Source organism: Pseudoalteromonas sp. J010 (assembly GCF_003934235.1).
In the GTDB taxonomy this organism is placed as follows: Bacteria; Pseudomonadota; Gammaproteobacteria; order Enterobacterales; family Alteromonadaceae; genus Pseudoalteromonas; species Pseudoalteromonas peptidolytica.
In genome coordinates this window covers 1-14,492 of sequence record NZ_RDBW01000051.1, presented here as the reverse complement: position 1 = coordinate 14,492, position 14,492 = coordinate 1, and the positions used below count along the sequence as shown (strand labels likewise).

Below are 14,492 nucleotides of genomic sequence, written 5' to 3'. Positions count from 1 at the left end.
CAGAGCAGTTGCTACTTACTGCCCTTTGATTTCACTACGACCTTTATAAATGGCTTTTTCACCTAGTGCTTCTTCAATACGTAGTAACTGGTTGTATTTCGCTACGCGATCTGAACGACAAAGTGAACCCGTCTTGATTTGACCAGCCGCTGTAGCTACCGCTAAATCTGCAATCGTCGCATCCTCTGTCTCACCAGAGCGGTGTGAAATGACAGCAGTAAAGCCTGCATCTTGTGCCATTTTGATAGCATCAAGCGTTTCAGACAGCGAACCGATCTGGTTAAATTTGATCAAGATTGAGTTACCAATACTTTCTTCAATACCACGCTTTAAAATCTTAGTGTTAGTAACAAAGAGGTCATCACCTACTAGCTGGACTTTATCACCAATTTTATCCGTGAGAATTTTCCAACCAGCCCAATCGCTTTCATCGAGGCCATCTTCGATTGATACAATTGGGTAGCGTGCAGCAAGATCAGCCAAGAAGCCAGCAAAACCTTCTGAGTCGAATGTTTTACCTTCGCCTTTTAAGTCATACTTGCCATCCACATAAAACTCAGATGCAGCACAGTCAAGTGCTAGCGTGACGTCTTTGTTCATTTCGTAGCCAGCCGCAGCAACCGCTTCAACAATCACTTCCAGCGCTTCTTCGTTTGATTTAAGATCTGGTGCAAAACCACCTTCATCACCAACCGCTGTGTTTAGACCACGAGACTTAAGTACTTTTTTCAGGCTGTGGAAAATTTCGGCGCCCATGCGTAACGCTTCACGAAAGCTTTTTGCACCGACAGGTTGAACCATAAACTCTTGAATATCAACGTTGTTATCCGCATGCTCACCACCATTGATGATGTTCATCATAGGAACTGGCATTGAGTATTGGCCTGCTGTACCGTTAATGTCTGCAATATGCTCATATAGTGCAACACCTTTATCTTGTGCTGCTGCTTTTGCTGTTGCTAGAGATACTGCAAGAATGGCGTTCGCACCTAGTTTTTCTTTATTTTCAGTGCCATCTAAATCTAACATAATTTGGTCGATTGCACGTTGCTCAAGCGCATTTTGACCTTCAAGTGCTGCCGCGATTTCGTTATTTACGTAGTTTACCGCAGTTAAGACACCTTTACCTAAGTAACGAGTTTTATCTCCGTCACGTAGCTCTAGTGCTTCACGGGTACCCGTAGATGCACCTGATGGCGCACATGCACGACCCCATGCACCTGATTCTAGGTGTACGTCCGCTTCTACTGTTGGGTTACCGCGTGAGTCCATAACTTCACGGCCAATCACTCTAACGATTTTTGACATCTTGATTCCTCTTATTCCCAAAGTGGTGTGTGTTGCACTGCTTTGTTGCAGGCGAATATTAGGGTCAATAAACCCACTTTACAGTTTGCCCTATCTCTGTTGCGTCGCAAAGTGAAGAATTTACACGTATCACATTGAGGCGCTGGCAGATAAGAAAAGGCTTGGCGACAAACACTTAATTAGTGCCTGTGGCAAAACCTTCTGCTACAAAAAAGCCGTGCAAGAGCACGGCTTTTTCTTAGTTATGAAGACGCCTTTTGGTGGCTGTGTGCCGCCGCTACAAAGCCTTCAAATAATGGGTGACCATCTCGAGGCGTTGATGTGAACTCAGGGTGGAACTGAGCTGCAATAAACCAAGGGTGATCTTTATTTTCGATAATTTCAACTAGCTTTTTGTCTTCTGAAAGACCGGTGAATTGCAAACCTGCTTTTTCAAGTTCGCTAACATAGTTGTTGTTCACTTCATAGCGGTGACGGTGACGTTCAACGATTTCGGCATTACCGTAAACTTCGCGCACTTTAGAGCCTTCTTTCAAGTGGCAAAGTTGTGCACCAAGACGCATTGTACCGCCCAAGTCAGAGTCTTCGGTACGCACTTCAATCTTACCATCAGCATCTAACCACTCGGTGATAAGGCCAACAACGGGGTGCGGACTTTCCAGATCAAACTCTGTCGAGTTAGCACCGGTAAGACCCGCAACGTTGCGCGCATATTCAATCAGCGCAACCTGCATCCCTAAACAAATACCCAAATAAGGTATTTTGTTCTCACGGGCATATTTAGCAGCTAAAATCTTACCTTCTACACCACGGTTGCCAAACCCACCAGGGACTAAGATGGCATCAAGGTGCTCAAGTAATTCAGTACCTTTACTTTCGATATCCTGTGAATCAACATATTCAATATTAACCGTTAAACGGTTTTTCAAACCCGCATGCTTTAATGCTTCGTTTACAGATTTATAAGCATCTGGCAATTCGATGTATTTGCCCACCATTCCGATAGTCACTTCACCGGTTGGGTTAGACTCTTGATATAATACTTGTTCCCACTCAGATAAATCCGCCTCTGGACACTCAAGATAGAAGCGACGGCAGATAATATCATCTAGCTCTTGCGACTTTAAGAGCGCTGGGATCTTATAGATACTGTCAACGTCTTGCAGAGAAATAACTGCCTTTTCTTCAACGTTCGTGAACAGTGCAATCTTCGCACGCTCATTCGCAGGTAATTTACGGTCTGAACGACAGATCAAAATATCAGGTTGAATACCAATTGAACGAAGCTCTTTTACAGAATGCTGTGTGGGCTTAGTTTTAACTTCGCCCGCAGGGCCTAAGAAAGGCACTAACGTTAAGTGCATAAACAAAGCACTTTCWCGACCAAGCTCAGTCCCTAATTGGCGAATTGCTTCTAGGAAAGGTTGTGATTCAATATCACCAACTGTGCCACCGATCTCAACAATAGCAACATCATGGCCTTCTGCACCTTCAAGTACACGGCGCTTAATGTCGTTTGTGATGTGAGGAATAACCTGAATAGTAGCACCTAGGTACTCACCTCTGCGCTCTTTACGTAACACATCTTCAAATACACGGCCTTGTGTAAAGTTGTTACGCTTGGTCATTTTGGTACGAATAAAACGCTCATAGTGGCCAAGGTCAAGGTCTGTTTCCGCGCCGTCCTCGGTTACGAATACTTCACCGTGCTGGATAGGGCTCATTGTCCCAGGGTCAACATTGATGTAAGGATCTAACTTTAAAATCGTTACTTTTAAGCCACGTGCTTCTAAAATAGCGGCCAAAGAAGCAGCTGCAATACCTTTACCCAAGGAGGATACTACTCCGCCCGTTACGAAGATAAATTTTGTACTCATGCGAACCCTAGAAATTTCAGGAAAATTGGAATTTAAATAAGAATCAAGACGGGGCGATAGTATAGCAAAAGGCCCCAAGTCATTCCAGCTAAAAATGACTCAGGTCTACAATATATTTAGCCAAAGGTACTACGACTCTGCGATCGACATCCTATTTACAACCGCGTTGACGGCGCTTCACCGTTTCCCATGCAGCATCCATTTGTGCTAAATTCGCTTCTTCTAGTGTAAGTGATGACTCATTAAGCACCGATTCTATTTGCACAAAACGGTGTTTAAATTTTTCATTTGCTTGACGCAGTAATTGTTCAGGGTCTCTCTTAATGTGGCGGCTTACGTTTACGGTAGCAAACAGCAAATCCCCTATTTCTTCAGCCGTATGTTCAGACAATGGGTCAACCTGCAGAGCTTCATTTACTTCAGCAATTTCTTCTTGCACTTTGTCCCACGCACCGTGATAACTCGGCCAATCAAATCCAAGGTTAGCAGCTCGTTTTTGGGTTTTATAAGCTTTGGTTAATGCCGGCAGGCTACTTGGAATATCAGCCGCAAATTCATCAGTTGGTCGCCTTGATTTCTCTTGCTGCTTTATTTTGTGCCATTGCTCCTCAAGTTCCGTATCTGTGAGCTTTTCTTTTTTTGCAAACACGTGAGGATGACGTCTGACTAACTTTTCATTCAGCGTCTGCACTATATCTGCAAAATCAAATAGCCCCTGTTCTTTACCCAACTGCGCATAGAATATGACTTGAAATAGTAAATCACCCAGCTCTTCTTTTAGGTGAACAAAATCATCACGCTCAATAGCATCAGCAACCTCATGTGCTTCTTCTAATGTATGAGGCACAATAGAGTTAAACGTTTGCTGTTTATCCCAGTCACAACCTGTGTCAGAGTCGCGCAGCTGCGTCATAATCTGCAACAGCTTCTCAATATCTGGGACAACATTGGATTTAGAGTCGCTTGGCATCGAATACCCCTTCAATCTGCATCAACTTGGTCAGCAAACGGTGCATCGCGGACAAATCATCTACTTCAACTTTCATCATAAACACAGCAACATTCTTATCATCTTGTGTTTGTACATTCATGTTAAGTACGTTAACTTTTTCATTTGCAAGCACTGAGCTGATATCTCTGATCAATCCTTGGCGATCATGTGCTTCTATCTTCAAAGTAATAGAATAAGCGGCTTTAACATTATCAGACCAACTTACTGCGATCTCTCGCTCAGGATGCTTATCACTAATATGCGCGAATGACTCACAATCTGAACGATGTACCGCGATGCCGCGACCTTGAGTAATGTACCCAACAATATCATCTCCTGGAACCGGTTCACAACACTTAGCCATATGGCTCATCAAACTTCCCACACCATCAACTACGACCGCATTTTTGTCACCTTTGCTTTGCTTTGGTGAGGAAATTTTTAATTTAGGAGTATCTTCAGGTTTGTCCTGTACATAATTAAGAAATTGATTGATCCGAACGTCACCTGCACCAATCGCTACCATCAAGTCATCTAATTCTTTAAAATTAAAACGTGCAATAGCAGGTTCTAAGTCTTTATAAGTAATATCTAACTTTTGTAGGTGACTATCTAAAAGCTCTTTGCCCGCTTGAAGGTTTTTATCTCGATCTTGCTGTTTAAACCAATGATGAATTTTACTGCGTGCTCTTGAAGAATGAATATAACCTAGCGATGGGTTTAACCAATCTCGACTTGGTGACGCATTCTTTTGAGTGAGGATCTCGACTTGATCGCCAGTACGTAGGGTGTAAGTGAAAGGCACGATTTTGCCAAATACTTTTGCTCCAATACAGCGGTGCCCCACATTTGAGTGAATATAATACGCAAAATCAAGAGGCGTCGCCCCCAGTGGTAAATCAAAGATATCGCCTTTTGGCGTAAAGACATAAACACGGTCTTCAACAACCTGGTTTTTCAATTCATCCGCAATTTCACTGCCATCAACCACCTCTTCTTGCCACTGCAACAATTTGCGTAGCCAGCTGATCTTCTGCTCATATCCTGAATTTCGACCTGGCAACGCACCTTCTTTATACATCCAGTGCGCTGCAACCCCAAGCTCAGCATCTCGGTGCATGGCTTCTGTTCTAATTTGAATTTCTACAGTTTTACCTTCTGGCCCAAACACGACAGTATGGATTGATTGATAACCATTTTGCTTTGGTGTCGCAATATAATCATCAAACTCTTTGTTTAAATGCCGCCAACTGGTATGAACAATGCCCAGTGCTGCATAACAGTCTTGGATCTCATCAACCACGACACGCATTGCTCTGATGTCAAACAGCTGCTCAAATTCGTAGCTCTTTTGTACCATTTTTTTATAGATACTATAAATATGCTTCGGACGACCATACACCTGCGCTTTAACACCGGCATCCGCAAGCTTTTGCGCCACCGAGCTGACCATATTTTCCATATAGGCTTCACGGTCTAAGCGCTTGTCCGAGAGCTTTTTGGCGATCGATTTATAAGTATCAGGGTGCAGGTATCTGAAAGATAAGTCTTCAAGCTCCCATTTCAGCTGGCCAATCCCCAAGCGGTTAGCAAGGGGCGCAAAAATATTAGCAGCTGCTTTGGCTGCAACCACTCGCTCTTCTTCAGATGCTTTTTTTACCGCACGTAAATGACAGATTTGCTCCGCGAGCTTGATGACCACCGCTCTGACATCTTCAACCATAGAAAGTAACATACGACGAATGTTATCTACTTGCACTTTCCCTGAGCTTTGATGCGCAAGCGTACTAATGGTTTCCATATTTTCGACTCCCTTTAACAGGAGGGAAATATTATTTCCTAATTCTTCTTCAACCTGCTCAACAGAGAGCGTACCTGCAACAAAATAGGGAGTTAAAAACGCAGTTGCTAAAGATTCACTATCAAAGTTTAAATCAGCGAGGATCTCAACCATTTCAATGGCATTATTAAGATCCTCATTAGATTCATCAGTAGGGCATAGCTCATAAGCTCTTTGTAACCATGCTCGTTGATCCGATGATAAATTTAAGATAGTGAGTCGTGCATCAAACTCCAGTGGTAGCGTGGTTTGATGCGACTGCCGAGTAGCAACCATGTTTTGATACCTCCTTAAAATTTCTTACCCATGTGATAAAACCATCACTGAGGGTATCGCCGTACCCATTTCATTTTTAGGTACTCATGTCATTGCGATTACATTCTCTTTTTCGACCATACGCTTATTCGCGAGCGAATAAAAACGTTTACTTAGAGCCTAAACCCAATCGCCATCACTTAATCTATGTACCATGATGCTTCAGGCTATTTTTGCTGTTTTACAAACAGTGCCATGGTTTCAATATGTCCTGTGTGGACAAACATATTCATTAAGCCCAGCTTTTCTAGCGTAAACCCAGCACGATGGATCACTTGCGCGTCACGAGCTAAGGTAACCGGATCGCATGAGACATATAAGATCCGTGAAAACTGTCCTAACGGTAATTGCTCTAACACTTCAAGTGCCCCAGTCCTAGAAGGGTCAAGTAGTAATACGTCTACACTTGGATCAAACCAAGTGGCTTCACTGATAGCGCGAGTTAAGTCAAAACAATGAAACTGAACATTATTGATTTGGTTAGTTTGCGCATTTTGTCTTGCCATTGCAACTGATTGCGCTTCGCCTTCAACACCAATCACTGCATTTGCATATTTTGCGAGCACTAAGGAAAAATTTCCCACGCCACAGAAAAGGTCAAGTACCTTCTCATCAGCACGTGGTTTTAACCAAGTAACTGCTTGATGCAACATAGCATCATTGACTTCTTGATTAACTTGAATAAAGTTATTTAGCTGAAATTCTAATACGAGGCCAAATTCAGGGAGTCGATAATTTGGTAGCTGCTGATATTCAACCGCATTTTCCCCATCGTCAAACACCACTTGATAATTCTCAAGACCAGCTCTAATTGCTTGATAAGTCGTTTGCGAAAGCGCCTTGGTGTGTCGAAATAGCACATAGTTATGATTGTCCGCTTGGCATAACTGAACGTGGCTGATGAACTTAAATTCACTAAGCGCTTGAGACAGCGCATTTAACGTGATGAAAATATCAGCAAAAGGAGCAGCCAACACATTACACTGTTCAATATCCACTATCTGTTTTGACTGACTGGCTCTAAAGCCCAGTTTTACCGCGTTACGTTTCTTATCATAAATACTGGCTATCCGAGCGGCACGACGATAATGAAGTGGTGCAGAGGTAATAGCAGCTTGCCATGGTAACTGTGTTATTTTAGCAAAGCGCGCAAACAGTTTTTCTACGGCTTGTTGCTTTTCGATGAGCTGATTGTCGACGCTTTGATGTTGCAAATTACAACCACCACACTGTTCATAATGCTCGCAAAACGGCTGAGTGCGATACTCAGAGGCCGTCATTACTTTGATAAGTTTTGCCTCAAGTAATTTAGACTTTGCTTGAGTTACTTGCGCAGTAACATGTTCATTGGTCAATGCACCAGCTACAAAACATACTTTACCATCGTGACGCGCAACTCCCCTGCCTTGGTGATCCATAGATTCTATTTGAAGGGCAAGGTGTTTTGACGGTTTGGTTGCTTTTTTAGCACGAAAAATCTGTGCCATTGGGTTCCTCATTTGTTTGCTTATCACGTCGGTAAAAGATAATCTTAGTTACAGATTTCTCTGCACTTTTTTGACCCTATGACAAAATTAAACCTGCGTGACAGTATTTTACTACTCACTCTTTTGCCAACCCTACTCGTTGGCTTGCTACTCGGTGGCTATTTTACTATAAATCGCTACGTAGAGCTTGAGGAAATTCTGATTAGTCAGGGGAATCGTATTTCAGAATCACTAGCCATGTCGGTAGAGTACCCGATAGAAAAACAGGATAAGTCCCATCTGCACAGGATCTTAAGCCAAGCTCACAATAAGCATGCACCTTTGGTAAAAAGTATTGCTCTATTTGACGAGCAAAACCAGCTTATCCTAACCAGCAATTACCATAGTGAATTTGACAAGCTGCACTATTTTGGCGAAGTGCAAGCATTGCAAACGACGGTTGTGACGACTCTTAAAAATACATTTGTCTTTTACTCACCAGTAAAAAATCACCTCGCTAAAAAAACAGACTGGCATAGTGCCGAACCTGCAACGCTAGCAATCTTGGTCGTCGAGATCAGTAAAGATCAAGCACTCATTTCTCAGCAACGTGCATTAATTTTAAGTGCAATTGTTATTATTTTCTCTTTTTTACTCAGTATCATGTTAGCTATGCGTTTATCTCGTATGCTTACCAAGCCCATTGCCAGCTTAATATTAGCCACTGATAAACTCAATGAGGGTAAGCAAGACATCGCTATTAACGAGCCAATGCGAGGTGAGTTTGAGCTACTACGCCAGGGTCTAATTGTCATTGGTAAAAAAATGGCGAATCAAAAAGACGAAATGCAAAAGCACATTGACCAAGCAACCAGTGACTACCGAGAAACATTAGAGCAATACGAAACACAAAATATTCAGCTCAACATTGCTAAGAAAGAAGCGCAAGATGCCAACCGTGTAAAATCTGACTTTTTAGCGAAGATGAGTCATGAACTTAGAACGCCACTTAATGGCGTCATCGGCTTTACTCGTCAGCTCTATAAAACACCTTTAAATAAACACCAAAAAGATTATTTAGATACCATAGAATTGTCGGCAAACAGTCTGCTTACAATCATCAGCGATATTCTCGACTTCTCAAAGTTAGAAGCCGGAGCAATGGAGCTTGAAAATATTCAGTTTGAGCTGCGTGATGCCGTCAATGAAGTAATGACATTATTGGCTCCAAGTGCCCATGACAAGCACTTAGAGTTTTCTATTTCGGTGAACAGACAAGTACCAGATAATTTGATTGGCGATCCAACACGCTTTAAGCAAGTACTTACCAACCTAATCAGCAATGCCATTAAATTCACTGAAAAAGGGGCAATTAAAGTTGATATTAATCATCGATTAATAGATGAATCTCAATCTTCATTACTGGTGTCAGTCAGCGATACCGGCGTGGGTATCGCACAGGATAAGCAAGACGCCTTATTTACCCCATTTGCTCAAGCGGATACCAGTATTACAAGAAAATTTGGAGGCACGGGACTGGGTTTAATCATTACCAAACACATAGTCGAGGCAATGAATGGCCGTATTACGCTCAACTCAGCACCAGGTCATGGTACATGCTTCTCCTTTAATGCCGTATTTGCATTACCTAATCGGCTTTATAACGATGACTTACCAAGTAAACCTCTTGAGAATAAGCGAGTACTGTATTTTGAACCACAAGAACATACTCACTATGCGGTTGTTTCGCAGTTACAGGCTTGGGATATGCAGGTGACACGCTGTCTCAGTGAAGAGGACTTTGATGATGCACTAGCAAAAGATTTTAATTATGATATTTGTTTAATCGGCTCAATGGCCAGCGTTGATCAAATGCAAACTGTAAAAAGCTACATCAAACAAGCAAGGCAGTCCGCTGATTATTTATACCTGATGGTGAACACGATTTCTCACAACATGCGTGAAGCACTCATTGGTAGCGGTGCCGACGCTTGCCTAAGTAAACCATTAAACCACAGAAAATTGTGCGAAATGTTAGCTGCTCCTTATCGACTAGACCATCCCGATATGAGCGCCAACGAAATTGAAACTACCAACCTACCATTGAAAGTGCTAGTGGCAGATGACAATGACGCAAACTTAAAGCTGATATGTACGCTCTTAGACGAGCAAGTAGAAGCTATAGACACTGCCCACAATGGTGCTCAAGCCGTGAGTCTATGTAAATCAAGAAAATATGATCTGATATTTATGGATATTCAGATGCCGATTATGGATGGGATCAGTGCTTGCAAAAGTATTCGTGAATCATCTCTTAATGAAGATACACCCATTATTGCAGTCACGGCTCATGCCTTAGCAGGTGAAAAAGAAGAGTTACTAAAAAATGGTTTTAGTAACTACATGACCAAGCCAATTGATGAAGATATGTTAAAGCAGATCATCTGCGATCATAGCACCTCATCTCCCATTGCAAGGCAAAAAAATAATGAACATGAACAGCACAGCGTCCCTCCTTTTGAAAGCCAAGTACTAGACTGGGGGTTAGCATTACAACGCGCTGGCAACAAACCAGATCTGGCACTTGAGATGTTGAATATGCTGCTCTCTAGTGTTCCCGAGACACTTCAACAACTAGAATCTGCGCAACAGGCTGAAGATGGTGCGACACTACTCAAGGTCATACATAAGTTTCATGGTGCATGCTGTTATACCGGTGTACCAGCGCTTAAAAAGTTAGCTGAAACCATAGAAACAAGTTTAAAACAGGCTAAACCTCTCAATGATATTGAGCCTGAGCTATATGAATTAGTAGACAGTTTAACAATGCTATTAAACGATGCTAAGCCTAATCAAGTACTATCTTAATGAGGCTGAAGTGAGTGGCATTTGCACCAACCAGCTAGCTAAGTACTTAATTTTTTTGGAGAAGACCATGACGATAACACCACCTACTCTGCTATCGTCATGGTATGTATATACAAACTTTGCTATCGAGTCGTTATAGATAAGAAATTTTTAACGCAGTTAGCGTCAAGTTTACTCCTCTAAATTGAGCAAGTATTAAGGCTAATTGGTAAAACACGAAAAAGCCCAAGCATCACTTGGGCTTTTTTACGTTAACGCTGATGGCTGAACATCCAGCGCATTTGGGAGTAAGTTTACTACTCGCCTTCTGCGCTTTCAGTTTCTTGATTATGTAACTCAAGACTTGCAGACATAGCTGCTTCACGCGTTGACTTGGCAGAATCATTACGAAGCTCATCGATATGATTCAAATAGTTTTGGTCAACATCTCCGGTGATATATTGGCCATCGAATACTGACGTCTCAAACCTTGATACTTCTGGGTTTTCTTGGCGAACCGCCGCAATCAAATCACTCAATGATTGATAAATAAGACCATCAGAGCCGATGCTTGCATTAATATCTTCCACTTCTCGGCCATGTGCAATTAACTCAGACGCCGATGGCATGTCGATACCATACACATTTGGAAATCTCACTTCAGGTGCCGCTGAGGCGAAGTAGACGTTTTTAGCGCCAGCTTCACGCGCCATTTCAACGATTTGTGCTGAAGTTGTACCGCGTACGATAGAGTCATCTACCAACAGCACATTTTTACCAACGAATTCGCGGTCTATTGCGTTCAGCTTACGACGCACTGACTTTTTACGCATTTCTTGACCAGGCATGATGAATGTCCGCCCAATATAACGGTTTTTTACAAAACCTTGGCGATATGGCAGACCTAAAACAGAAGCAATTTCTAGGGCAATGTCACACGAGGTTTCTGGGATAGGGATAACCACATCAATGTCTTTATCTCCCCATTCACTGGCAATTTTCTCTCCAAGCTTAGTACCCATGTTAACGCGCGTTGCATAAACTGACATCTTATCGATATTCGAATCTGGACGAGCAAAGTATRCAAACTCAAAAATACACGGTGCTAGAGTCGTTTTCGCAGCGCAGATCTGTGAGAAGAATTCGCCGTTTTCAGTGACATAAATTGCTTCGCCAGGGGCAACGTCGCGGACAAACTCAAATCCGTCAATCGACAATGCCACACTCTCAGAGGCAAACATATACTCTGTGCCACGCTCGGTTTCCTTCTTACCAAACACCAGCGGTCGAATACCATGAGGGTCTCTGAATGCCAAAATACCGTGTCCAATAATCATCGCGATACTTGCGTAACCACCAGATACAACAGACACCACCTCTGTTACCGCGGTAAACATATCTTCCGCATCTAGCTTCATTTTGTCTGTTTTACCGAGCTCATGGGCTAGGATATTCAGCAAAATCTCTGAATCAGAAGTCGTGTTGACGTGACGGCGAGCTTGAGTAAACAAACGCTCTTTTAGCTTTTCAGCATTGGTTAAGTTGCCGTTATGAGCAAGCGCAATACCAAATGGAGAGTTGACGTAAAAAGGTTGTGCCTCTGCTGAGCTTGAAGAACCCGCAGTAGGATAACGTACATGACCAAGGCCTATGTTGCCTTGAAGTCGTTTCATGTGTCTAGTGTGAAATACGTCCTTCACTAGACCGTTTGCTTTTCTCAAGCTAAACGTATTGTTGTCAATGGTAATAATGCCAGCCGCATCTTGGCCACGGTGTTGCAAAACAGTTAAGCCATCATAAATCGCCTGATTAACAGGTGATGTTCCGACTATCCCAACGATACCACACATTAAAAATTTCCTCGCCGATTAACGGTTTACCGAATTTAAAAAACTGGAACTATGCTCAAGGTAGGAAAAAAACCACTCGATCACAAAACCAAATTCAGGAATTAAGTTTGATGATTTCCACCATTGCGTACTTGGCGCGTTGGTAAAAGCATCAAGGAAGAAGAGTAAGGCGCTAACGACTAACACGCCTCGAAGTGCACCGAATACGATCCCGATGATCCTATCGGTACCCGAGAGACCAGTTCTTTGAACCAGTTCACTCAAGACATAGTTAACAAGCCCACCTAGCATCAAGGTCGCAATAAAAAGTATGGCAATTGCGGCTGCATTTCTTAAAAGGGGTTCTGAAATGAATGTTAGGAAGGTTGAGAGATATTGATAGAACATGCTGGAGATGAAAAATGCGCCGATCCAAACAACAAGTGACATCGCTTCTTTGACGAAGCCTCGAAGCAAGCCAAAAAGTGTCGATAAACCAACAATGCCTGCAATGGCGTAATCAACCCAGATCATAGTAACCAATAAGTCGTTAATGTGGGGCGCATTCTAAAAGGTTTGGCAGCTAAATACCAGATCATTTTGTTACTTCAAATTGCGTTAAGCGGCCATTTAATTTAGTTAATTTCTTTAGTTCTGGTAACTTAGCTTCAAGTTCTGCTTTATTTAAAGAAGGGCCTACAAACACTTTTGTTAGTGTTCCATTTGGTGTTTTGACTGGTTTTGTAAACGCCTTAAAACCATTTTCGCGTAGTTTGCTAGTTAACGCATCTACATTCGATTTGTGAGAAAAGCTGCCTAACTGAATTACGTACGCCATCTTTGAAAAGTTCGATGTCTCTGGTCGGGTAAGTTTAGCCACTTCTATTTTATCATTGCTAAGCACTTGTTGTGGCTCACTTTGCTTGAGAGTGTTATCCGCTTGCCGTTCTTCTGAGCGCTCTTTTTCGCCACTACTCTCAAGCTTTTCATCATCAGCAAGAACATTCTCAATATGCTCCTCAGTTAGCTCAGGTGCTAGTGAGGCTTGCGTGTCGAGCTTTTCTTGTAAATCTATGGTTTTGAACTCAGGCCTGTCAGGGATCGCTTGAAAACCTTCTTTATAATGGACTTTTTCACCGTCTAGAATATTTGGAATAAATATTACCGCCGCAACCACAACAATACTCGTCCCTACCAAGCGATTTATAAATACTGAGTTCACTACTCTACTCTCTACTAAGTGTTAAATCTCGAATGTTATTTCAAGTTGTTTTGCCAATATGTCATTGCCTGAGCAACGGTCAAGAAGGAACCAAATATGACTAAAGCTTGATCCTGTTTTAGGCCGTGAATTTGCGCATTCAATGCCCCTTCCACATCAGCATAGACTGTAATCTGCTTATCCGTATCAAGTAATGGCTTAAGGTTTTCTGCGCGCTCCCCTCGGGGACCGTACAACGACGCTAGACTCCATCTATCAACATACGGGGTTAGCGTTTTTAACACACTGGCTTTATCTTTATCCGCAAGCATAGCCGCTAAGGCATGAATTTTAAACCCTTTTTGCCGAAGATGTTGTAACTTAGTCGCTAAATACCTAGCCGATTCAGGGTTATGTGCGACATCGACGTACACTAAAGGAAAAGTACTAAGCTGTTGAAAGCGCCCTTCAACCTGAATTTCACTAAGGCAACATTGCACAGATTCAAAACTGGGTAGTAAATCAAGTGTCGCTAAGACAGTGAGCGCAGTTGCCACATTCTGGGCGGGAATATTGGGGTTATCAAAGTACCAATCATTGTCAAAATATTGCCACCTAAATTGCGACTCTAGCTGCGTAAAGTGAAAGTCTTTGTTCGCAAGTACCATTTTGGCTGCTATTTCTGTACCGTAGTCAGTAACCGAATCAGGTATATTAAAATCACCAACGATAGCTGGCGTATTGGCACGAAAGATCCCTGCTTTATGGTAACCAACAGACTCTCGGGTGTCCCCTAAAAATGCTTTATGGTCTAAGTC

Annotated in this window: 9 protein-coding genes and 1 pseudogene; 1 reads left to right on the top strand and 9 read right to left on the bottom strand. The window is 42.5% G+C overall.

Going from position 1 to position 14,492, the window contains the following annotated elements:
• Positions 1-15 precede the first annotated feature (15 nt).
• The 5 genes from eno to rlmD form a co-directional block, all read right to left on the bottom strand.
• Positions 16-1,308 carry a phosphopyruvate hydratase gene (gene eno / locus EAG18_RS20825; protein ID WP_125254274.1) on the bottom strand — a complete coding sequence of 431 codons (1,293 nt, stop codon included), beginning with the start codon at positions 1,306-1,308 and terminating at the stop codon, positions 16-18.
• Between the two features lie 242 nt (positions 1,309-1,550).
• A complete protein-coding gene (locus tag EAG18_RS20815) occupies positions 1,551-3,185 on the bottom strand; it encodes a CTP synthase (RefSeq protein WP_125254273.1) in 1,635 nt (544 codons plus the stop codon).
• A 151-nt stretch (positions 3,186-3,336) separates the two neighbouring features.
• Complete coding sequence (mazG, locus tag EAG18_RS20810) at positions 3,337-4,155, bottom strand: nucleoside triphosphate pyrophosphohydrolase (RefSeq protein WP_125254272.1); 819 nt, start codon at positions 4,153-4,155, stop codon at positions 3,337-3,339.
• A complete protein-coding gene (relA, locus tag EAG18_RS20805) occupies positions 4,139-6,292 on the bottom strand; it encodes a GTP diphosphokinase (RefSeq protein ID WP_125254271.1) in 2,154 nt (717 codons plus the stop codon). Before relA ends, mazG begins: the two co-directional genes overlap by 17 nt.
• A 206-nt stretch (positions 6,293-6,498) precedes the next feature.
• Positions 6,499-7,818: a 23S rRNA (uracil(1939)-C(5))-methyltransferase RlmD gene (gene rlmD / locus EAG18_RS20800; protein ID WP_125254270.1), complete on the bottom strand. Its 1,320-nt coding sequence runs from the start codon at positions 7,816-7,818 to the stop codon at positions 6,499-6,501.
• Positions 7,819-7,896: 78 nt separating this feature from the next.
• Here rlmD and barA point away from each other — a divergent pair, with 78 nt between their 5' ends.
• Complete coding sequence (gene barA, locus EAG18_RS20795; RefSeq protein WP_125254269.1) at positions 7,897-10,665, top strand: two-component sensor histidine kinase BarA; 2,769 nt, start codon at positions 7,897-7,899, stop codon at positions 10,663-10,665.
• A 296-nt stretch (positions 10,666-10,961) separates the two neighbouring features.
• On the opposite strand, the gene purF is transcribed toward barA, so the two are convergent.
• From purF to EAG18_RS20775, 4 genes and pseudogenes are all read right to left on the bottom strand, one after another.
• Positions 10,962-12,494: an amidophosphoribosyltransferase gene (gene purF, locus EAG18_RS20790; protein ID WP_125254268.1), complete on the bottom strand. Its 1,533-nt coding sequence runs from the start codon at positions 12,492-12,494 to the stop codon at positions 10,962-10,964.
• 18 nt (positions 12,495-12,512) lie between these two features.
• Positions 12,513-13,007, bottom strand: a complete 495-nt coding sequence (locus EAG18_RS20785) for a CvpA family protein (RefSeq protein WP_125254267.1) — start codon at positions 13,005-13,007, stop codon at positions 12,513-12,515.
• Between the two features lie 61 nt (positions 13,008-13,068).
• The gene (locus tag EAG18_RS20780; RefSeq protein WP_125254266.1) at positions 13,069-13,695 is read right to left on the bottom strand and encodes an SPOR domain-containing protein; all 627 of its coding nucleotides are present in this window, start codon (positions 13,693-13,695) and stop codon (positions 13,069-13,071) included.
• A gap of 35 nt (positions 13,696-13,730) precedes the next feature.
• A pseudogene (locus EAG18_RS20775) lies at positions 13,731-14,492 on the bottom strand (bifunctional tetrahydrofolate synthase/dihydrofolate synthase); the annotation flags it as partial.

Coding starts and splice junctions, on each gene's coding strand:
- eno (WP_125254274.1), bottom strand. CDS start 1,308: ATGTCAAAAATCGTTAGAGTGATTGGCCGTGAAGTTATGGACTCACGC.
- mazG (WP_125254272.1), bottom strand. CDS start 4,155: ATGCCAAGCGACTCTAAATCCAATGTTGTCCCAGATATTGAGAAGCTG.
- relA (WP_125254271.1), bottom strand. CDS start 6,292: ATGGTTGCTACTCGGCAGTCGCATCAAACCACGCTACCACTGGAGTTT.
- rlmD (WP_125254270.1), bottom strand. CDS start 7,818: ATGGCACAGATTTTTCGTGCTAAAAAAGCAACCAAACCGTCAAAACAC.
- barA (WP_125254269.1), top strand. CDS start 7,897: ATGACAAAATTAAACCTGCGTGACAGTATTTTACTACTCACTCTTTTG.
- EAG18_RS20785 (WP_125254267.1), bottom strand. CDS start 13,007: ATGATCTGGGTTGATTACGCCATTGCAGGCATTGTTGGTTTATCGACA.